The organism is Shewanella sp. Isolate8 (assembly GCF_022398495.1).
GTDB classification, from domain to species: Bacteria; Pseudomonadota; Gammaproteobacteria; order Enterobacterales; family Shewanellaceae; genus Shewanella; species Shewanella aquimarina.
The window spans coordinates 682,708-702,859 of record NZ_JAKEVI010000003.1 but is presented as its reverse complement, the minus strand read 5'-3'; the positions used below and the strand labels follow the sequence as shown (position 1 = coordinate 702,859).

General features: G+C 53.5%; 17 protein-coding genes. 9 read left to right on the top strand and 8 right to left on the bottom strand.

What is annotated here, in order from left to right; translation table 11 throughout:
- Nucleotides 1-29: 29 nt before the first annotated feature.
- The 4 genes from ric to prmA form a co-directional block, all read right to left on the bottom strand.
- On the bottom strand, nt 30-746 hold the full coding sequence (gene ric, locus L1D43_RS15565) for an iron-sulfur cluster repair di-iron protein (protein ID WP_239852958.1): 717 nt from the start codon (nt 744-746) through the stop codon (nt 30-32).
- 256 nt (nt 747-1,002) lie between these two features.
- Nucleotides 1,003-1,308: a DNA-binding transcriptional regulator Fis gene (fis, locus tag L1D43_RS15560; protein WP_011864135.1), complete on the bottom strand. Its 306-nt coding sequence runs from the start codon at nt 1,306-1,308 to the stop codon at nt 1,003-1,005.
- 17 nt (nt 1,309-1,325) lie between these two features.
- Nucleotides 1,326-2,294, bottom strand: coding sequence for a tRNA dihydrouridine synthase DusB (gene dusB, locus L1D43_RS15555; protein ID WP_041510757.1), 969 nt, complete (start codon nt 2,292-2,294; stop codon nt 1,326-1,328).
- Between the two features lie 151 nt (nt 2,295-2,445).
- Nucleotides 2,446-3,327 carry a 50S ribosomal protein L11 methyltransferase gene (gene prmA / locus L1D43_RS15550; RefSeq protein ID WP_041510758.1) on the bottom strand — a complete coding sequence of 294 codons (882 nt, stop codon included), beginning with the start codon at nt 3,325-3,327 and terminating at the stop codon, nt 2,446-2,448.
- Nucleotides 3,328-3,684: 357 nt separating this feature from the next.
- Here prmA and L1D43_RS15545 point away from each other — a divergent pair, with 357 nt between their 5' ends.
- The 5 genes from L1D43_RS15545 (at nt 3,685) to L1D43_RS15525 (ending at nt 9,166) form a co-directional block, all read left to right on the top strand.
- Entirely contained in the window at nt 3,685-4,407 is a 723-nt protein-coding gene (locus tag L1D43_RS15545; RefSeq protein ID WP_041510759.1) for a fumarate reductase cytochrome b subunit, read from the top strand.
- 155 nt (nt 4,408-4,562) lie between these two features.
- Complete coding sequence (locus L1D43_RS15540) at nt 4,563-5,234, top strand: fumarate reductase cytochrome b subunit (protein ID WP_239852957.1); 672 nt, start codon at nt 4,563-4,565, stop codon at nt 5,232-5,234.
- A gap of 47 nt (nt 5,235-5,281) precedes the next feature.
- On the top strand, nt 5,282-7,288 hold the full coding sequence (locus L1D43_RS15535; protein WP_239852956.1) for a fumarate reductase flavoprotein subunit: 2,007 nt from the start codon (nt 5,282-5,284) through the stop codon (nt 7,286-7,288).
- The gene (locus L1D43_RS15530; RefSeq protein ID WP_041510762.1) at nt 7,285-8,016 is read left to right on the top strand and encodes a fumarate reductase iron-sulfur subunit; all 732 of its coding nucleotides are present in this window, start codon (nt 7,285-7,287) and stop codon (nt 8,014-8,016) included. Before L1D43_RS15535 ends, L1D43_RS15530 begins: the two co-directional genes overlap by 4 nt.
- Before the next feature lie 238 nt (nt 8,017-8,254).
- Nucleotides 8,255-9,166 (top strand): LysR family transcriptional regulator, encoded by a 912-nt coding sequence (locus tag L1D43_RS15525; RefSeq protein ID WP_239852955.1) that lies wholly within the window; start codon nt 8,255-8,257, stop codon nt 9,164-9,166.
- A gap of 50 nt (nt 9,167-9,216) precedes the next feature.
- Here the strand turns inward: L1D43_RS15525 and rho are convergent, their stop codons facing one another.
- Complete coding sequence (gene rho, locus L1D43_RS15520; RefSeq protein WP_011864143.1) at nt 9,217-10,482, bottom strand: transcription termination factor Rho; 1,266 nt, start codon at nt 10,480-10,482, stop codon at nt 9,217-9,219.
- Between the two features lie 231 nt (nt 10,483-10,713).
- A complete protein-coding gene (trxA, locus tag L1D43_RS15515; RefSeq protein WP_041510764.1) occupies nt 10,714-11,040 on the bottom strand; it encodes a thioredoxin TrxA in 327 nt (108 codons plus the stop codon).
- Nucleotides 11,041-11,211: 171 nt separating this feature from the next.
- On the opposite strand from trxA, the gene rhlB reads away from it, so the two are divergent.
- From rhlB to L1D43_RS15500, 3 genes are all read left to right on the top strand, one after another.
- Entirely contained in the window at nt 11,212-12,519 is a 1,308-nt protein-coding gene (gene rhlB / locus L1D43_RS15510) for an ATP-dependent RNA helicase RhlB (protein ID WP_144200086.1), read from the top strand.
- The gene (locus tag L1D43_RS15505; RefSeq protein WP_239852946.1) at nt 12,519-13,451 is read left to right on the top strand and encodes an exopolyphosphatase; all 933 of its coding nucleotides are present in this window, start codon (nt 12,519-12,521) and stop codon (nt 13,449-13,451) included. The genes rhlB and L1D43_RS15505 overlap by 1 nt, the downstream gene beginning before the upstream one ends.
- 315 nt (nt 13,452-13,766) lie before the next feature.
- A complete protein-coding gene (locus L1D43_RS15500) occupies nt 13,767-16,745 on the top strand; it encodes a TonB-dependent receptor (protein WP_239852945.1) in 2,979 nt (992 codons plus the stop codon).
- A gap of 54 nt (nt 16,746-16,799) precedes the next feature.
- Here the strand turns inward: L1D43_RS15500 and L1D43_RS15495 are convergent, their stop codons facing one another.
- Complete coding sequence (locus tag L1D43_RS15495; RefSeq protein ID WP_144200080.1) at nt 16,800-17,336, bottom strand: thioredoxin family protein; 537 nt, start codon at nt 17,334-17,336, stop codon at nt 16,800-16,802.
- Between the two features lie 226 nt (nt 17,337-17,562).
- A complete protein-coding gene (locus L1D43_RS15490) occupies nt 17,563-18,141 on the bottom strand; it encodes a nucleoside triphosphate pyrophosphohydrolase family protein (RefSeq protein WP_239852943.1) in 579 nt (192 codons plus the stop codon).
- A 383-nt stretch (nt 18,142-18,524) separates the two neighbouring features.
- On the opposite strand from L1D43_RS15490, the gene nhaC reads away from it, so the two are divergent.
- Nucleotides 18,525-20,045, top strand: a complete 1,521-nt coding sequence (nhaC, locus tag L1D43_RS15485; RefSeq protein ID WP_239852941.1) for a Na+/H+ antiporter NhaC — start codon at nt 18,525-18,527, stop codon at nt 20,043-20,045.
- The last annotated feature ends 107 nt before the right edge of the window (nt 20,046-20,152 follow it).

Here is a 20,152-nt window from a genome sequence, read left to right as displayed (position 1 = left end):
CCGACGGCAGAGCCCCGAGAGAAGCCCTTTTAGATAGCCAGGGTCTTAGGGAAGAGGATGTTGTTTTCGATATGGATATGCTGGTGCAGATCGGCGACAAACTCTTTTAGGCTGGCATAGCAGATACGCCAGGTGGTACAGGCGTGTGCCGGCGGGGTAAAGTCGTTAGTGAGGGCTCTCAGGCGCTCGACGATCTCGCTGGCCTCATCATGCTCATGTTCCATCGCATTGATGGGATTACCTATGTGACCAAAGCAGCCGCTGACCTGTTCGCCATTAGCCATGGCGCGGATGGCCGGGAACAGGATCTGTTCTTCCTTCATCAGGTGGGGCATGAGATCTTCTATCAGGGCACGCACCCAACCGGCAAAGGGTTTTATCTCGTCATAATGTTCGCCATGGGCGCGCACCATCTTCTGGCTATATTCGATCAGCAGGGGGGCTTTCTCACGAACATAGTCATGGTGGGTCGCCTCGATATAGTCGATCAACTCGGCGAGGGGGAGTTGATTCAGGCTATCTTCCTGCATCCCTTCAGCCTTAACGGCCTGGAGCGCCGCCTCCACCTCTACCAGTGCTATGCCTGCTCGATCACAGGCCTTTGCCAGGGTGCGCTTGCCGCCACAGCAGAAATCGATGCCAAATTGGCTAAATACATGGGCACGGCGAAAGTCGCCAGCCACTAAGCTGCCAACCGTCTCGTCGGCAAATTCTGAGGCCAGTGGGGACTGTGTAGATAAAGACATGGTGACTCCAACATTAAAAAAGATGTATTTAATAAGCGTGTTTTGATGGTAGAGAGATTGCCGATTAAATTCAACGTAAACTTGAGTAATTTAGTCGGGTTTGTTGAGGCAGATCATGATTTGTGCGCTAAGGCGCTAGCACGAGATGGTGGAATAGAATGAAGGCTCGTACGGTTGGGCTTGCATTAAGTGGCTGAAAGCAAAACGGGCTCACCATTGCTGGTGAGCCCGTTTAATACAGCTAACTAAGAAGGTCTTAGTTCATGCCGTATTTCTTTAATTTCTTACGCAGAGTACCACGGTTGATACCTAGCATGTTGGCAGCACGAGTCTGGTTGCCACGGGTGTGTTGCATGATGATATCTAGTAGAGGTGCTTCAACTTCACATAACACCATTTCATAAACTTCTTCGGCTTCCTGGCCGTCCATTTGAGCGAAAAAGTTAGTTACCGCACGCTTCACTGCGTCACGAAGTAACTGAGGCTTGATAGTGCCGTTAGCGGTTTCGATTTTGCCTACGGTAAGCTGATGAGCTTCTGGTTGAGTTGTCTGATCAAACATTCGTATTCTGCTCTTTATTAATTCTTTACTAATTCATCAAAATAACGCTCCAACATGGAACGTTGTTCTTCAACAGTTTCCAGCCGATTGAAGTCGGCTCTAAAAGATCTCTGCGCTTCTTGGTCCAGATACCATCCAACATGCTTTCTGGCGATACGTAACCCTTTGTATTCACCATATAATGCATATAAATTCTTGAGGTGTTCCAGCATCACTTGACGCTTTTCGTCCACTTCAATGGGCGCTAGCTTATTACCTGTTTCCAAGTAATGTTGGATCTCTCTGAATAGCCAAGGTCGTCCTTGAGCGCCTCTTCCTATCATCACGGCGTCTGCCCCCGTATAGTCCAGCACGTGACGTGCCTTCTCTGGAGTGCAGATATCGCCATTTGCGACAACTGGAATAGAGACATTCTGTTTAATCGCACGAATCGTGTCGTACTCGGCATCGCCTTTGTACATGCATTGTCGCGTACGGCCATGGACCGCGAGCGAGGCAATGCCACAATCTTGCGCAATTTGGGCTATCTGAACGCCATTTCGGTGTTCTGGCGCCCAACCTGTGCGAATCTTCAGGGTGACGGGTACATCCACAGCGGCAACGACAGCCTGTAAAATTGCTTTTACCTGCTCTGGTTGCTGCAGTAGTGCCGAACCTGCCAACTTCTTATTCACTTTCTTTGCAGGACACCCCATGTTGATATCGATGATCTGTGCGCCTTGTTGTACGTTGACAACGGCGGCATGGGCCATCATATCGGGGTCGGCACCTGCAATTTGTACTGAGCGAATCCCATCTTCACCAGCGTGTGCCATGCGCTGTCGGCTCTTGTCCGTGTCCCACACTTCGGGATTAGACGAAAGCATCTCCGATACGGCCAGGGCGGCACCGTAGCGTAAACAGAGATTTCGGAAGGGTTGGTCGGTGACTCCTGCCATAGGAGCCACGATCAGCTGATTCTTCAGTTGATAGGGTCCAATCTGCATTAATCATTACACCTTGCGCTTCAAAGGGGCGCTATAGTACGCCTTTTTCAAGCCGGTGAAAAGGTCAATAAATGACCTGAGAGCAACTTTTTTGCTTGACTTTTGCGAGCTGAGAAGTCTGTGGCGGCCTTGCGGCCGCTGGCTTTTACCCCTATTTGCGTCTGCCTGTCAAGCGGCTCCAATCTTCTTTGTGAGCTGGTGCGTCCATGTCGAACCACTGGGCATAATGCTGGCTGATCTCGTCGGCTTGTTCCTTTAACAGACCAGAGAGTGCGAGCAAGCCGCCCGGTTGTACTTTTTCGGCGATCAGCGGAGCCAGTTCGCGTAGCGGGCCGGCAAGGATGTTGGCAACCAGGACTTCCGCCTTAAGGTCGGCCGGTTGGTCCTCTGGCAGATACAAGGCTAACTTGTCGGCCACATGGTTACGTTCGGCGTTAGCCTTAGAAGCCTCGATCGCCTGGTAGTCGATGTCGATACCGGTAACCTTGGCGGCGCCCAGCTTGAGCGCTGCGACGGCGAGAATGCCTGAACCACAGCCAAAATCGATCGCCTCTTTATCTTTTAGGTCCAGGCTGTCCAACCATTCGAGGCACAGGGCCGTGGTTGGGTGGGTGCCGGTACCGAAGGCTAGGCCGGGATCCAGCATGACGTTGACTGCGTCTGGGTCGGGGACTTCGCGCCAGCTTGGGCAGATCCATAGGCGACGACCAAATTGAATGGGGTGGAAGTTGTCCATCCACTCTCTTTCCCAGTCTTTGTCTTCGACCTGTTCTATCTTGTGGCTAAAGTCTGCGCCTAAATAAGGCTGTAGCTTAAGCATCTCCACCACAGGCGCCAGATCATAGTCTGCCTCGAACAGGGCGGTGATCACCGTATGGCTCCATAGCGGAGTCTCGCCCAGGTTAGGCTCGTAGATCGGAGTGTCTTTACCATCTTCGTAGGTGATCGACAGCGAACCCAGCTCCATCAGCATGTCGCTGAGTTGCTCGGCGTGTTGGTTATCTGTGTCTATCTTTAACTGGATCCAGGCCATGGGATCTTCTCTCTAAGGTCAATATAAGTTCAATAATGGCCCTATTGTAAACCAAGCCTAAGGCAAAGGCCGAGGAATCTGTGCTGAAACTGAGATTTGAGGGAATTAGCATCTAAATTCAATTGGTTATTTTTACCGATTTGTCATTGATTGTATTGTTTGAAATGGTTGTTTAAATTACTGATTAATAGTGGGTAATTGGTTTTACCTTTGTTTTGTTGTTGGCATATTGTTTGTGATCGGCGTCAAATGTTCCACCTTGGCATGGTGAGGTGTCTCACGCTTTTTAGGCATCCGTATAGGCAGCTCAAAACTTGTTGGTATGGTGTAGATCCCGACACTAGGCGCAGAAAGATCATGAAGGTTAACAGCTTGCAGTACCAACACACACATTACGCTGCTTTGGGCAGTCCCTGGTCGGCCAAGGCTGACAGAATACAGAGTGCCACCGGCATCTTATTGGGATGTTTCTTGTTGGCGCATCTGCACTTCGAGTCGAGCATCCTCTTCGGTAAAGAGACCTTCTATCAGGTGGTGCAGTTTCTCGAAGGCGGCATGTTTAGCAGTGATGGCCATGGCATGCCGATAGTGACCAAGGTATTTTCCATTTTTATCATGGTGGTGGTGATGCTGCATGCGGCGGTGGCTCTGCGTCGCTTCCCGGCGCAGCTGGGTCAATGGCGCGCGTTGCGTAATCACATGCAGGGGATTAAACATAAGGATAGCCATGCCTGGTTCTGGCAGTTGGTCACGGGCTTCATCCTGTTCTTCCTGGCGCCTGTGCATATCTTTACCATGATCACCAACCCTGAAATTGGTCCGCACCTGTCGGCCGAACGCGTCTATCACGCCAATGCCTGGCTGCTGTATGCCCTGTTGCTGCCCGCCGTGGTAGTGCACGCCATGATCGGCCTGTACCGGGTGGCGGTGAAGTGGGGGCTGATCCGTCACCGTAAGGGACTGAGAAAGGCGATCAAGGTCTTGATCATCTATCTGATGACGCTAGGGATCCTCAGCCTTATCTCTTACATCATGATTGGCAGATCACTGGTGTTGCCAATTACGCCGTTTGTGCCTTAACTGTGTAGGCGCGAGATAGATTAGCAAATTGTAAAGTATAGGGTTTTGTTTTGATCTATCTCACGGTTTTTGTTGGGTTTGTGAGCGACATTAAGGCTAACTATTTTTAGCTTTTGCACTGTCTTGCCCTTATCCCACTATTCACAGGAGTGCCTATGTCGCTGGCGAAGAAAAATAATAATGTAAGCGGTTGGCTCGATATGAGTCAGAGTGTCTCGGGCGTCATCTTGGCGCTGTTTCTCTGGACACATCTGGTATTGGTTTCCTCGATCCTCCTGGGAGCCGATGCCATGACCTTTGTGGCGCGCACCATGGAGCTGAGTTTTCTCAGCGCCGATGGTCATGGCTATCCCTGGGTGGTGTCAGGCATCGCCATCATAGTGGCGCTATTGGCCTTGATACATGTCTTGGTCGCGGTTCACAAGATGCCACTGAACCTGCAGCAGCAGCGGGCGCTACGTCAGCAGATGAGCGTGATCCACCACGACGATACCAAGCTGTGGGTGTGGCAGGCGATCACCGGAGTGGGCATCTTCCTGCTCTTGCCTGTGCATCTGTGGTTGATCGGTAGTGCACCGGAAACCATAGGCCCGATCGGCAGCGCCGATCGTATCTGGAACCAAGGGGTTTGGATGGTCTATCTGCCGCTGCTCCTGTGTGTCGAGTTACATGCCGCCATCGGCATCTATCGTGTGGCTATCAAGTGGGGAGCAAAACGCGCCATCGATGCCCGCGCCCGAATTAGAAAAATAAAAACCATAGTGAGTGTGGTGTTTGTGGTCATAGGTCTGGCGTCTCTGCTCGCCTTCCTGCCCTACGCCAGCTAATCACTTAGAAGCTAAATTTGATCTCTTATCCCTCGTAAGGAGCAAGTGTGAAACTGATATATACCGATTCTTTAGTCGTGGGCGCAGGACTGGCCGGACTGAGGGTCGCCATAGCCTCGAAGGAACGCGGCCTGGATACCCTGGTGCTGTCATTGATCCCCGCTAAGCGTTCTCATTCGGCCGCGGCCCAGGGGGGCATGCAGGCCAGCCTGGGGAATACCGTCAAAGGCATGGGAGATGATGAAGACGTCCATTTCCAGGATACGGTAAAGGGATCGGACTGGGGCTGTGATCAGGAAGTGGCGCGGATGTTTGCGCACTGTGCGCCCAAGGCGGTGCGTGAGCTGGCAAACTGGGGTGTGCCCTGGACGCGAGTCACCAAGGGGCCACGACAGGTGGTGGTGAATGCCGAGAAGGTCACCATCGAAGAGGCCGAAGAGGCCCATGGCCTGATCAACGCTCGTGACTTCGGCGGCACCAAGAAGTGGCGTACCTGTTATACCGCAGACGGTACCGGCCATTCGCTGCTTTATGCCGTCGACAACAAGGCGATTTCACTCGACATTCCTGTGCACGAGAGAGTAGAGGCGCTGGCGCTGATCCACGATGGCAAGCGTTGCCATGGGGTGGTGGCCAGATGCCTGATCACGGGGGAACTGCGTGCCTATGTGGCCAAGTCCACCACCATAGCCACCGGCGGTTATGGCCGTATCTACGAGGTGTCTACCAATGCGATCATCTGCGAGGGGATAGGCCAGGCGTTGGCGCTGGAAACCGGCGTGGCGACACTGGGTAATATGGAGGCGGTGCAGTTCCATCCGACTGCCATCGTGCCCGTGGGGATCCTCACCACAGAAGGTTGCCGCGGTGACGGTGGCCTGCTCAGAGACAAAGATGGCCATCGTTTCATGCCCGACTATGAGCCGGAGAAGAAAGAGCTGGCCTCGCGGGACGTGGTATCTCGCCGCATGACAGAACACATGCGCAAGGGCAAGGGGGTCGATAGCCCTTACGGACCACACCTCTGGCTCGATATCACCCTGCTGGGGCGCAAGCATGTGGAGACCAACCTGCGTGAGGTGAAGGAGATCTGTGAGAACTTCCTCGGCATAGATCCCGCCGAAGATTGGATCCCTGTGCGTCCAACTCAACACTATTCTATGGGCGGTATACGTACGGATGCCAAGGGACAGAGTCCTCAGCTAAAAGGCCTGTTCAGTGTGGGTGAAGCCGCCTGCTGGGATATGCATGGCTTCAACCGTCTGGGGGGCAACTCGTTGGCGGAAACCGTGGTGGGCGGCATGATTATCGGCAAGTATGTCGCCGACTTCTGCGAGGAGAACACACTCGAGATAGACACCGCACTGGCCGAGCGTTTCGTGGCTCAGGTGCGCGATGAGATAGACAGCCTAGTCGAAGGCCAGGGCAGTGAGTCGGCCTATGAGCTTAAGCGCGAGATGCAGCGCATCATGATGGATTATGTGGGGATCTTCCGTAATGGTCCCGAGCTGACCAAGGCGGTCGAGGAGTTGGAAGCCTTGCTGATCCGTTCGCGTAACCTCGGCCTTAAGTGCAAGAAGCGTCATGCCAACCCAGAGCTGGTGGAGGCGCTTAGGGTCAAGCGTATGATCAAGGTGGCGTTGACGGTGGCCTGCGGCGCCGAGGCGCGCACCGAGAGTCGCGGCGCCCATGCCCGCGAAGACTATCCGCAGCGTAACGATAAAGAGTGGCTCAACCGCACGCTTTCTTCCTGGCCGAGCGCCGATGCAACGCGGCCGCAGCTGGATTATGAAGCGCTCGACGTGATGAAGATGGAGCTGCCGCCTGGCTATCGTGGCTATGGTATCAACAATGCCATCGCCCATCCGGATACCGAGAAGCGCGAGAAACAGATCGTCGAGATCTTGAGTAACCTGGGAGAAGAGGCCGATCGTCACGAGCGCCAGCACGCCTTGATGCCGTTCGAGGTACCAGAATCCCTTAGAGAGAAGAATGAGCGTTTGCATGATAAGCCGCTCGGAAACAGTCAGCAGCTTGGAGAAGAGAGCAAATGAGTCAGGGTCGTACACTAACCTTTAATATCTTCCGTTATGATCCTCAGGTGCCGGACGATAAGCCTAAGATGGTGAAGTATCAGCTGGAAGAGGCGCCGGGCATGACGGTGTTTATCGCGCTCAACATGCTGCGGGAACAGCAGGATCCCTCGCTGCAGTTCGACTTCGTCTGCCGCGCCGGGATCTGCGGCAGCTGTGCCATGGTGATCAACGGCTATCCCACCTTGGCCTGCCGCACCCTGACCAGCAAGTATCCTAAGGGGGAGATCACCCTGATGCCGCTGCCGGGCTTTGAGCTGATCGGCGATCTCTCGGTCAATACGGGCAAGTTTATGCGCGAACTGGCGGAGCGTCTCAAGCTGTGGCTGCATCCGAGAAACGACGAGGTCGACATTCATCGCATCGAGGCGCCCATGGATCCCGAGGAGGCCGCCAAGCTCTATGAGCTGGAGCGCTGCGTCGAATGCGGCGTGTGTGTCTCGGCCTGTGCCACCAAGCAGATGCGCGACACCTTCGTCGGCGCCGTGGGCATGATGAAGATCGCCCGCTTCGAACTCGACAGTCGCGATGCCCGCAGCGTGGAAGACTTCTACCATGTGATCGGTAATCAGGATGGGGTGTTTGGTTGTATGACCCTGCTGGGTTGTCAGGACAACTGCCCTAAGGATCTGCCCCATATGCAGCAGATCGCCTACCTCAGACGCAAGATGGCGACCGCCTTGGTCTAAAAGCTCTAAGCCGATAGCGCTAAAGTGTCTGCGTAATACCTAAAGAAGCCTGCCCATGCAGGCTTTTTTATTGTCTCTCTGCCTTTTATCAAAAATATTTTGATAAAGGTAAGGTTTTTAGCCAGTCTATGCTTAACTGAAGCGAATAAAAAAGGGCTCTTAAAAAGGGGCTCATTAAGAGAGTCTCACAAACGAGAAGCTTCGCGAGAGAGGCGGTAAGAGGACGGGGAAACGGGCTATGCAAGTCAATGATCTATTGTTATTTGTAAGGGTCGCCGATTGCGGCAGCCTGAGCGGCGCGGCGGTGGAGCTGGAGATCTCCGCGGCGGTAGCCAGTGCCAGCCTGAAGCGGCTGGAGAAGGAGCTGGATACCGTGCTCTTTATCCGCAGCACCCGCAGCCTGAGGCTGACCGATGCCGGCGAGCGTTACCTCAGCTATTGTCGCCGGGCGCTGGAGGACTTGCGTCTCGGCGAACAGGCGCTGGCCTGCGCCAAGTCGCAGATTGCCGGTAAGTTGAGTGTGGCCCTGCCGTCCGATGCCGGGCGCAACTATATTCTGCCCTGGCTGGATCATCTGATGGACGAATATCCCAGGTTACAGCTGAGGCTGCATCTCGCCGACAGCCTGACTAACTTCTATCACGACAAGATAGATGTGGCCCTGCGGAGCGGTACCCCCAAGGATTCTAGCCTGGTGGCCTTTAAGATCTGCTCGGCCCAGCGCATCCTGTGCGCCTCGCCCGAGTATATTGCTGCCCATGGTCGCCCCGAGACCCTGAGCGATCTGGAGAAGCATAACTGCTTGTTTTTCATGTTAGATGAGAAGACCCACGACCAATGGTGCTTCTATCGCGATGGTCAGACACATAGGGTGAGGGTGTCGGGCAATCGCACCTGTAACGATGCCGAGGTGGCCCGCAAGTGGGCGTTGGCGGGCAAGGGGATAGTCTATAAGTCATCGCTGGACCTGGCGGATGATTTGGCCAGCGGCGCCCTGGTGCCACTGCTGACTCAGTACAGTGGCGAGAGCGCCGATCTCTATCTCGTCTGCCCAGGACGGCAGCATGTGACGCCTCTGGTGCTGACCCTGAGGGATCAGCTGCGCCAGCGCTGTGCTCAGCGCGCCCAGAGGCTCGCCGAGCAGGTATAAAAAAAGCCGCATGTTTGCGGCTTTTTCTTTATCGCTAAAGTCTTAAGATTTTAGGACTTAGCGCGTTTCATCGCGGTAAAGAACTCTTCGTTAGTCTTGGTCATGGCCAGCTTGTCGATGAGGAACTCCATGCCGCTGACTTCGTCCATCGGATTGAGGATCTTACGCAGGATCCACATCTTCTGTAGCTCGTCTGGTGTGGTCAGCTTCTCTTCGCGACGGGTACCCGAGCGGTTGAAGTCGATGGCAGGGAAGACACGCTTCTCGGCGGCCTTACGAGACAGGTGAAGTTCCTGGTTACCCGTACCCTTAAATTCTTCGTAGATCACTTCATCCATCTTAGAGCCTGTATCGACCAGCGCGGTGGCGATAATGGTCAGGCTGCCGCCATGTTCGATGTTACGAGCGGCGCCGAAGAAGCGCTTAGGACGGTGCAATGCGTTGGCGTCCACACCACCGGTAAGTACCTTACCTGATGAAGGGATCACTGTGTTGTAGGCGCGTGCCAGACGGGTGATAGAGTCGAGCAGGATCACTACGTCTTTCTTATGTTCAACCAGACGCTTCGCCTTCTCGATAACCATCTCGGCTACCTGTACGTGACGGCTGGCTGGTTCGTCGAAGGTAGAGGCAACCACTTCACCCTTCACCAGGCGTTGCATCTCGGTTACTTCTTCTGGACGCTCGTCAATCAGCAGTACCATGAGGACAACTTCTGGGTTGTTGTAGGTGATACTCTGGGCAATGTTTTGCAGCAGCAAGGTTTTACCTGCCTTCGGCGGCGCCACGATCAGACCACGTTGGCCCTTACCGATAGGCGAGCAGAGGTCGAGAATACGGGCGGTAATATCTTCGGTTGAACCGTTACCACGTTCCATTCGGATACGTTCTTCTGCATGAAGTGGGGTTAAGTTTTCGAAGAGGATCTTGCTGCGGGAGTTTTCGGGTTTGTCGAAGTTGACTTCACTGACTTTCAGTAGCGCGAAATAACGTTCACCTTCTTTCGGGGGACGGATTTTACCAAAAATGGTATCACCGGTGCGCATGTTAAAGCGGCGAATCTGACTCGGTGAAACATAGATATCGTCTGGACCTGCAAGGTAAGAACCGTCTGCGCTACGAAGGAAACCAAAACCATCTTGCAGGATTTCGAGTACCCCGCCACCGAAAATATCTTCACCGCTTTTGGCGTGGGCTTTAAGGATTGCGAAAATAATGTCCTGTTTGCGGGCTCGGGCCATGTTCTCGATTTTCATATCCTGGGCCAGAATGACCAGGTCTGAAATCGACTTCTCTTTTAATTCTGATAAATTCATCGTGGTGGGTCTTGTATATTGCGAGACAAAGCTATTCTAGGACTAATAGCATAAAGTTGTTTGGATATTAATCGAAATAGCGAGGTGTGGTTAATGAGAAAGTTTCTGGTTATTAAAGTAGCACTATAGGAGCAGGGCGTCTAGAAATTTAGCGACCCTCGACACAATTACTTGACTAAGCTGTGTCGAGAATCACTTTCTATGACAAAAATGTCATAGGGATCGATGCATTTATAGTTGTGCGTCGATGAACTCTTTCAGTTGAGTCTTAGAAAGGGCGCCTACTTTAGTGTCGGCAAGCTCACCATTCTTGAACATAAGCAGTGTTGGAATGCCACGTACGCCATACTTGGCCGGAGAGGCGTTGTTTTGGTCTACGTTTAGCTTAGCGATAGTTACCTTGCCGGCATATTCGTCTGCAACGTCATCCAGGATTGGGGCGATCATTTTACAAGGGCCGCACCATTCTGCCCAGAAATCAACGAGGACTGGCAGATCTGATTTTAAAACGTCGTTTTCAAAGCTGTCGTCGCTTAGGGTAATAATTTTATCGCTCATGATGTTCTCCAGTTAGGTTGCCATTGCTGGTTTGTTAATGGCTTAAGCTGTATATTGGGTCTGAAATTCGCTTTTCAAGAGTTATTCGCGGCTTTCAACGGTCTTTTTTTATTAGCCGTTATTTCAAACGATCGAGTTCCTTATTGCAACCCTAACTGGTATGCTTGCGCTATGAGCGAAACACATTTAACGAATCAAAAGTTTGCCGACTTTTCTCTGCATCCAGAGATACAACAGGCATTAGTCGAAAGCGGCTTTGAATATTGCACACCTATCCAGGCATTATCATTACCGATTTTACTCCAGCATAAAGATATCGCAGGCCAAGCGCAGACGGGTACAGGTAAAACCCTGGCTTTTCTGGTCGCAACCTTCAATCATCTGCTAACCACCCCCATTCCCGACGGACGTCAACTCAATCAGCCGAGAGCCATAGTGATGGCACCAACCCGCGAACTGGCTATTCAGATCGCCAAGGATGCTGAGCTGTTGGCGAAACATACTGGCCTGAAGGTGGGTATTGTCTACGGCGGCGAAAGCTACGAAGTACAGCGTAAGGTGTTGGATAAAGGGGTCGATATCCTTATAGGCACTACCGGACGCATCATAGACTATGTGCGTCAGGGGGTGATCAACCTCAGCACCATCCAGGCGGTAGTGTTGGACGAAGCCGACCGCATGTTCGATCTCGGTTTCATCAAAGATATTCGCTTCCTCTTTAGACGTATGCCAGACGCCAACGAGCGTTTGAACATGCTCTTCTCGGCGACCCTGTCGATGAAGGTGCAGGAGCTGGCTTACGATCATATGAATGATCCTGAGAAGGTCGAGATCGCGCCAAGCGAGAAGACGTCTAAAAACATCACCGAGGAGATCTTCTATCCTTCACAGGAAGAGAAGATGCGTCTGCTGCTTACTCTGATTGAGGAAGATTGGCCAGAAAAAGCTATCGTGTTCTCTAACACTAAGCACAGCTGTGAAAACCTTTGGGCTCACCTAGAGGGTGATGGTCACCGAGTTGGCCTGCTCACCGGCGATGTGCCGCAGAAGAAACGTATCCGTATTCTCGAGCAGTTTACCGAGGGTCAGCTGGATATTTTGGTCGCGACAGACGTGGCTGCGCGTGGTCTGCATATCTCAGACGTGTCTCACGTGTATAACTATGATCTGCCCGATGACTGTGAAGATTATGTCCACCGTATCGGTCGTACCGGACGTGCGGGTCAGAAAGGGGTCTCTATTAGTTTCGCTTGTGAAGAGTACGCCCTGAACCTGCCGGCTATTGAGAATTATATTCAACATAGCATTCCTGTGACTAACTACGACAGCGAAGCGTTGCTCGATGATATTCCGCCACCAGTGCGCATTCATCGCAAGCATTCGCCACGTCCTGCAGGCCGTTCGGGTGGTAGTAAGCCACAGGGTGGCCGTCCAGGTGCTCGTCCAAGACGTCACGACAGGACCCGTAGACACAGTTAATGAAGCACTCTGGCGTCAGTCCCTTGTATGCGGCCATTACCTTAGGCTCGAATAGTTTTAACATGCTGGTGGCGCAAACCCGTGCCGGCAAGCCGACCGTAGTGGCCAAGTATAAGCGCAAGGTACGCCTTGCCGAGGGGATAGGCGCAGATGGCGTGCTCAGCCCCGAGGTGTTCGACCGTGGCCTGGATTGTCTGCAGATGTTTTCGCAGATGCTGGACCAGGACGGGGTCAGTCGCGAGCATATTGCCGTTATCGCCACCGCGACCCTGCGCAGTATCAGCAATGCCGAGGCCTTTTGCGAGGCCGCCCTGCCTATCCTGGGACAACCCATAGAGATCATCTCTGGCCTGCGTGAGGCGGAGCTCATCTATCAGGGGATGGTTGCAACCACCCTGGGCGAGGGGCGACGCCTGGTGATCGACATCGGCGGTGCCAGTACCGAGTTCATCATTGGGGATGGCAATAAGGTGCTGCTTAAGACCAGCCTGCCCATGGGCTGCGTCACCTTCAACGATAAATTCTTCAACAGCTTCCCATTTCAGCAACTGGATTTCGATGCGGCCCAGAGCCAGGTCGAGACCGCCCTGGGTGACTATCGCAGGCAGCTGACCGATTATGGCTGGCACTGTGTGGTTGGCGCCTCGGGCACTGTGCAGTCCGTGGTGGAGCTACTCAACGATCGCGGCGTCTCCGCGACCATTACCCCGGCAGTGCTAGCCGATCTCAGGGGTGAGGTGCTGGCACAGACAGATGTGAGCCTGCGAGATATTCGCGGCCTGCATAGTGAGCGCGCGCCAACCTTCGCCGCCGGATTAGCCATACTATCAGCCCTGTTTAATCTGCTCGACATTCAGTCCCTCAATCTCTCCGGCGGCGCCCTGAGAGAAGGCGTGCTGCATCAACTTGCCCAGCGAGTCTTGGCCGCCTAATTCTGCCTTTTATTGGCGATTGCCAACATTGAATTAACGCCCTTAGCCTTCGGTACCTCTCCTACTTTTTCTTGACGAAAACAAAATAATCCAATTTTTCATAAACTTGCAATCCTTTATTGCCTGTCTCCCTCTCTCCCTCTCTCCCTCTCTCCCTCTTGACTGCTTTGCATGAAGATCTTTTGTATATTGAAGATTGTATAAAATATGTCTTTTATGTTATGTTTTTGTTGCGTTCGGGGGCTGTACCCATAAAACCTTAAATTCATTGCCTCGAACGTCAGCAAAATAATAAAGAGAAGGGAGATAAAACTTATGTCAGGAAGTAACGCTACTAAGCGTTTTGTCCCGAGAAAGACCCTGGCGGCAATCGCTGTCGGTTCGGTACTTATGATGTCCGCACCAGCCGCGATGGCGGCCGATGGTCTGGGCACGATTAAAGGGCATATCACAAGTGCTGTCGGCGCCGACGTGAATAATGCCAAGGTGATCATTCGCCACGAGAGCAAGGGTATAGTCAAAGAGACCACCACAGGTGCCAACGGCAGCTTTTCATTGAAGGGTCTGCCGATCGGTAATTACACCATCACTATCGTTAAGGATGGTTTCTATCAGGTACAAGAGCAGCATGTGGCCGTGACCGTGGGTAACGCCTTGACCTTCGATGTGGCACTGGATGCACAGAACAATGAAGTGGAGCGTATCGCGGTGACAGGCGCCCGTATCAGCCGAGTCGATACCTCGAGCACCACTAACTCTCAGGTGATCTCTATCGAAGAGCTTAATCAGCTGCCGGTAGAGTTGGACTCCACCTCAATCGCACTGCTGAGCCCTGGTGCGGTCGCCGGCGATAACGGTTTCGGCGGTGTTGCCATCGCCGGTTCTTCGGTGGCCGAGAACGGCTACTATCTAAATGGCCTGAACATTACCGATCTGCGTAAGGGGATGGGCGATATCGATCTGCCTTGGGAAGCGATCTCGCAGACAGAGGTACAGACTGGCGGCGTGTCGGCGGAATATGGTCGTTTCATCGGTGGTGTGGTCAACCTGGTGTCTAAGTCGGGTGACAACGAGTGGAAGTTCGGCGCCAAGGCCGAAGTCGCCCCGGATGCCCTGGCCGAACCTGTGCCGCGCATGAAAGATGACGGCAGCATAGAAACCGTATCCGATGCCTATTGGCAAGAAACCGAATATAACCTCTGGGCGTCTGGCGCCCTGATCGAAGACAAGCTCTTCTTCTACGGCCTGTGGAACCCCTATGGCGAGGAGTCGACCGCCTATGGCGAGACTACGCTGCGCGATAAAGAGTGGGATACCAACCGCTGGTTTACTAAGGTGGACTGGTTTATCCATGAGGATCACTCTGTCGGCGTGATGGCCTTCAGCAACGAAGGGGATTATGCCAGCACCCAGTATCGTCGCAATGACGACGGTAGTCGTGGTGATGCTATCGGCCTTACCGAAAGCACCTACGGCGGCATCGGCTGGAACGCCCAGTACACGGGTTATCTGACCGACGACATTACCCTGTCGGCCATGTATGGTGAGATCACGCAATCCACCAAGGACAACTCGGGCACCCTAGATCAGTCCACCTATGAAGATTACCGCTCGGGCAGCTATCAGCGTCTGGGTGACTGGGTTGGCTATGGTTCTTCCGAGACGGAAGATAAGCGTATTACCTACCGTATCGACCTGGACTGGGTCATTGGCGATCACACGCTGCGCGCCGGTTATGACTATGAGCGTCTCGAGATCGCCGACTTCTATACTCCGCACGGCGACGGCTGGTATGAGTATTACACCGCCGGTGCCGACAACGCCTATGGCCTAGCCGAAGGCACAGAATATGCTGACTTACGCATCTGGGGTAAGGCGAGTGAGACTGAAAACGTGCACACCGCCCTGTATGTGTCGGACACCTGGATGGTGACAGATACTGTGACTGTGAATGCCGGCGTGCGTTACAGCGAGTTCAGTAACACCACAGGCTCTGGCGACAAGTACGTCGACCTCGACGGTCAGTTTGCGCCGCGTCTGGGCGTGACCTGGGATGTGATTGGTGATGGATCGAGCAAGGTTTACGCCTCTTATGGCCGTTACTTCCAGCCGGTATCGCCTAACACCAACCTGCGCATGGCCTCTGCTGCCTACGATTCGCACATCGTCAGCCATCTTAATGGCGTGAACGCCGACGGCTCGCCAATCCTGGGGGATGAGATCTCTCGCCGCGTGGTGGCCGATGGCACAGTGCCAGATGCCGACCAGCTGTTTAACAACAAGGCTGGGTCTATGTACTCGGATGAGTTTGCCCTGGGCTTCCAGCAGCAGCTCAACGACGACTGGGCCGTGGGTATTCGCGGTGTCTATCGCGACCTTAAGCAGTCGATTGAAGACGTGTCCTTTAACTATGGTATGAACCAGTGGATTAAGGAAAACTACGATTCTTCCTGGTATGCCGGCAATGGCGAGACCAGTGCCGAAGATTACTTCGTCGGTGGCTGGTTCCCGACGCTGACCAACCCAGGCATAGGCACTGAGATCAACTATGATGTCGACGGCGATGGCGTGAAAGAGACGGTTAACGTGACCGCAGATCAGATGGGCTTCCCTAAGGCGACTCGTACCTATAAGGCTGTTGAGCTGAGCTTTAGCGGTAACGTGACCGAAGACTTTACCCTGAACGGTTCATACACCTGGTCTAAGAGTGAAGGTAACACAGAAGGTTTGGTACGTTCGGACAACGAGCAGGCCGATCCGGGTTGGACCACTTCGTTCGACTATCCTGAGTTGATGGACAACGGCGAAGGCTACCTGCCTAACGACAGACGCCATAACTTCAAGCTCTATGGTGTGTATCACATCACGGATGACTTGAGTGTCGGTTTTAACTCTTATCTGCAATCGGGTCGTCCGATCAATGCCTTCGGCTTGCATCCGGCGGATCAGGGTTACTGTGTGAAGGCGATCGCCATCGATGGTACCTGTTATGGTCGTGACTGGTACGGCGCTTCCTCTTTCTACGCCAATGGCGAGGCGGCACCGCGTGGCAGCATGGGACGCACTGACTGGGTCTACAACATAGATCTGAACCTGTCCTACACCATGGACTTCGATACGGCGGGACGCCTGAACTTCAAGTTGAACGTGTACAACCTGTTTAACTTCGACGGCATCACTGGTGTGGATGAGCAGTATGAGCTAGACAGTGGCGATAAGAACATTCGCTACGGTTATGCCGACAGCTTCCAGACGCCAAGATATGTACGTGCGTCGGTACGCTACGACTTTTAATCTTTAGTCAGATCAAAAAAGGCCGCAATTGCGGCCTTTTTTATTGATGCGGGTTTAGTCGAGGATCTTCGCCAGATCCACCTCGAGTGAGGTTTCTGGACGCTCGACGATACGACCTATCTCTTTGCCATCCTGCTTCACGATGAAGGTTGGGATGCGGGTAAAGTCATACTTGGCAGCTAGGCCTTCTGGGTCGAGTTTCTTACGATCCACCCCTATGTAGGTCACCTTGATGTTCGGGTTGTTGGCCGCCTCCATGATGCGGATGAAGCGCGGGGTCTCACGGTGACAATCTGGGCACCAGGTGCCAATGATGACGACAATCTCGGTTGGTGTCTGCAGCTTCTTGATTGGCGCGATGGCAGCCTCGTCGACCTGATAGCTCTTATAACCCTGGGTGAAATCGTCAAGCTCTGTGACTAAGGTCTGGGCTTGTACTTCGCCTGTCAGTATCACTTCCTGTTTCTCCTCACTGCAGGTGGCGATAAAGCCTTCCTGCTTCTCATCAAATGCACAGCCATTATTTGCCAGTGCCTGAGTGCTAAAGAACAGCGCTGTGGTGGCAAGTAATGCTTTAATATTATTGGTCATAAATAGTACCTCAGGCCCGTAGACAAAAACCAGAATTGAGCATTCATTTCATTCTGATGCTATTCAATCATCTAAGTTGCACCGAGAGTAGCGCCAATGCGGCGAGCTGTTAACTGGATCACGCCATGATGGCCTGCTTGGCGCAGGGCTTCACACATTTGTCGCTAAATTGCAGAATTTTTCCGCTATCGGCAACAAGGTGTTAACCCTGCGGGGCGCGAGGTAGTTAGGCGGCGACTAGCTTGGCGAGATCCGCTGGGCGATAGTAGACTGACTTGAGCACCTTGCCCTGACGCACCACCTTACCGGCCATCTCCACATCTTTGGCACACTTGGCGATGATGAAGTCGCCCTTGCGGCTGCCGACGATCTCTACACCCTGCTTGGCGTAGTGGGCGATGGTTTCTTGCAGTTCCTGCTCGTTACGGCACACCTTACTCATGTTGCTCGAATGCACCTCGTCCCAGCAGCGGACGAAGTCGATGTCGCGGTTCTTGGCGACATGCAGCAGCAGATCGATCACATAGCTGATCTCCAGGCGGTCATTGACTTGCTTAGCCCCCAGATGTACCAGGCGGCCCATGAGCACATAAACCGAATCGACGATGGCATCGGCCTGTTCGACACGGTTATCGGCCTCGGCCAGCTCGGTCAACTCCTCGATGGCGAGTGAGGTGTGCAGGGTATCGGCCTGCTCATCCAGGCTGGTCTCATCTTCGATAGGCAGATCGAAGGTTGAGCGGAACTGGTGGATGTCACGGTAGAGGTGGTCGTAAAGGGGCTGATCGAGTGCGGTCAGTTTCATCTGTGTGCCTTACTGGGTCTTGAATGTCTAAATGCGTGGCGGCAATTTTAATTTAACGGCGCAGTAATTGAAAGCTGACTTCCAGGCGCAAAGTCAGCGAGTATTAGGGACTTTTTTCATCCTTTTAAAAGCACAAAATATATGTGCAATAGATGCATAACCACGCTCAAAACCGCCTTAGTGATGAATTTATACGCTCAACGGCATGGCTTTGCCGCGCCTTGGGCGTATCGGCATCCCAGGCCGGTCTGGACTGGATTGTTAAAAATGTGTAACTATGTTCGGCCCGCCTGAGGATTAAACCTTTGATGCCCGAATTAATAGGGCCGGTGTGATGGCGGGGAGAAAAATAGGAAACCCCATAATTATAATAAGGATTATCCATGACCTCTCATCCGCAGTCGCCAGAACAGCCTGGCAGAGATTCGAGTCCCGCGTCTGACACCACACATAAGCAGCCGACGCTATTAGATGCCCTGATCCCCATTTTTGCCTTGGTCTGCATGTTAACTGCATCAGTGTATCTGTTCTCTTCAGACAGCTCCTATGGCGCCAACCAGATTGCCCTTATCATGGCGGCCTGTATCACCCTAGTTATCGGGGTGAAGAACGGCTATAGCTGGAAGGAGATGGAGGCGGGGATCGTCAAGAGCGTTTCCCTGGCCACGGGCGCCTTGTTGATCCTGTTTTCCGTCGGTTCCCTGATCGGTACCTGGATCCTGGCCGGCACAGTGCCCACTATGATCTTTTACGGTATGAAGATCTTAAACCCGGATTATTTCTACGCCGCCTCCTGTCTGCTGTGCGCGGTTGTGGCCTTGAGTATCGGCAGTTCCTGGACGGTCGCCGGTACCTTAGGTATCGCGCTGATTGGCGTCGCCGGTGCCATGGGGCTCAGCGTCGAGATCACCGCAGGTGCCATCATCAGTGGCGCCTATTTCGGTGACAAGATGTCGCCCATGTCCGACACCACCAACCTGGCGCCAGCTGTCGCCGGTAGCGAGCTGTTTGGCCATATCCGCCACATGGTGTGGACCACCACGCCGAGCATATTGCTGGCCCTGACAGGCTTTCTGTTTATCGGTCTGAGCAGCGACAGCAGTGGCGCGGTGACGGATCTTGCCGCGACCATGTCACGCATCGAGGCTCAGTATCACCCAGGCCAGCATCTGCTGCTGCCCTTGCTGGTGGTCTTAGTGCTGGCCTACAAGAAGCTGCCCGCCTTCCCGACTGTGATTCTTGGCACCTTGGCCGGTGCCATCTGTGCGGCGCTGTTCCAGTTCGACGGGGTGATCAAGTTTGTCAACGACGACAGCCTGCCCACCATGGTCGCCCTAGTGAAGGGGATCTGGGTAGCGATGTTCGATGGCTATACCGCTAATACCGGAGATAAGACGCTCGACAGTCTGCTGAGCCGCGGCGGCATGAGCAGCATGGTCAATACCGTCTGGTTGATCCTCTGCGCCATGGCCTTCGGTGGCGTGATGGAGAAAACCGGCCTGCTACAAAGGTTGTTGCAAGGGGTGCTACGTCTGGTGAAATCCAGTGGCAGCCTGATCATCACCACCCTGGCCAGTTGTATCGGCGCTAACCTGATCACAGGCGATCAGTTTATTGCCATCTTGCTGCCGGGTCGTATGCTCAAGGTCGAGTATGAAAAACATGGCCTGGCACCTGTAAACCTGAGTCGTGCCCTGGAAGATTCGGCCACCATCACCAGTCCCTTGGTGCCCTGGAATACCTGCGGCGCCTATATGGCCAGCACCTTAGGGGTCGCCACCATCGCCTATCTGCCTTTCGCCTTCTTCAATCTCATCTGTCCCTTCATCAGCGCGGCGTACGCCTATTATGACTTCAAGATTGAGCGACTGGCAGAGAGTGAAGCCATGGAGGCCGTGGCTTAAGTTGGCGGGATAACCCGCTTTGATTTAGTTATAAAAAAATCCGCCCGGCGAAGTGACTGGCGTGGTGCCGGGCGGGAGCAATAAAGTGTGATGGTGGATACGGCGCC

Bases quoted from the DNA above. Each gene is read 5' to 3' on its own strand.
- L1D43_RS15525 (WP_239852955.1), top strand. From the start codon at position 8,255: ATGCAAGTCAATGATCTATTGTTATTTGTAAGGGTCGCCGATTGCGGC.
- rho (WP_011864143.1), bottom strand. From the start codon at position 10,482: ATGAATTTATCAGAATTAAAAGAGAAGTCGATTTCAGACCTGGTCATT.
- fis (WP_011864135.1), bottom strand. From the start codon at position 1,308: ATGTTTGATCAGACAACTCAACCAGAAGCTCATCAGCTTACCGTAGGC.
- trxA (WP_041510764.1), bottom strand. From the start codon at position 11,040: ATGAGCGATAAAATTATTACCCTAAGCGACGACAGCTTTGAAAACGAC.
- ric (WP_239852958.1), bottom strand. From the start codon at position 746: ATGTCTTTATCTACACAGTCCCCACTGGCCTCAGAATTTGCCGACGAG.
- L1D43_RS15540 (WP_239852957.1), top strand. From the start codon at position 4,563: ATGTCGCTGGCGAAGAAAAATAATAATGTAAGCGGTTGGCTCGATATG.
- L1D43_RS15545 (WP_041510759.1), top strand. From the start codon at position 3,685: ATGAAGGTTAACAGCTTGCAGTACCAACACACACATTACGCTGCTTTG.
- rhlB (WP_144200086.1), top strand. From the start codon at position 11,212: ATGAGCGAAACACATTTAACGAATCAAAAGTTTGCCGACTTTTCTCTG.
- prmA (WP_041510758.1), bottom strand. From the start codon at position 3,327: ATGGCCTGGATCCAGTTAAAGATAGACACAGATAACCAACACGCCGAG.
- nhaC (WP_239852941.1), top strand. From the start codon at position 18,525: ATGACCTCTCATCCGCAGTCGCCAGAACAGCCTGGCAGAGATTCGAGT.
- L1D43_RS15505 (WP_239852946.1), top strand. From the start codon at position 12,519: ATGAAGCACTCTGGCGTCAGTCCCTTGTATGCGGCCATTACCTTAGGC.
- L1D43_RS15530 (WP_041510762.1), top strand. From the start codon at position 7,285: ATGAGTCAGGGTCGTACACTAACCTTTAATATCTTCCGTTATGATCCT.
- dusB (WP_041510757.1), bottom strand. From the start codon at position 2,294: ATGCAGATTGGACCCTATCAACTGAAGAATCAGCTGATCGTGGCTCCT.
- L1D43_RS15500 (WP_239852945.1), top strand. From the start codon at position 13,767: ATGTCAGGAAGTAACGCTACTAAGCGTTTTGTCCCGAGAAAGACCCTG.
- L1D43_RS15495 (WP_144200080.1), bottom strand. From the start codon at position 17,336: ATGACCAATAATATTAAAGCATTACTTGCCACCACAGCGCTGTTCTTT.
- L1D43_RS15490 (WP_239852943.1), bottom strand. From the start codon at position 18,141: ATGAAACTGACCGCACTCGATCAGCCCCTTTACGACCACCTCTACCGT.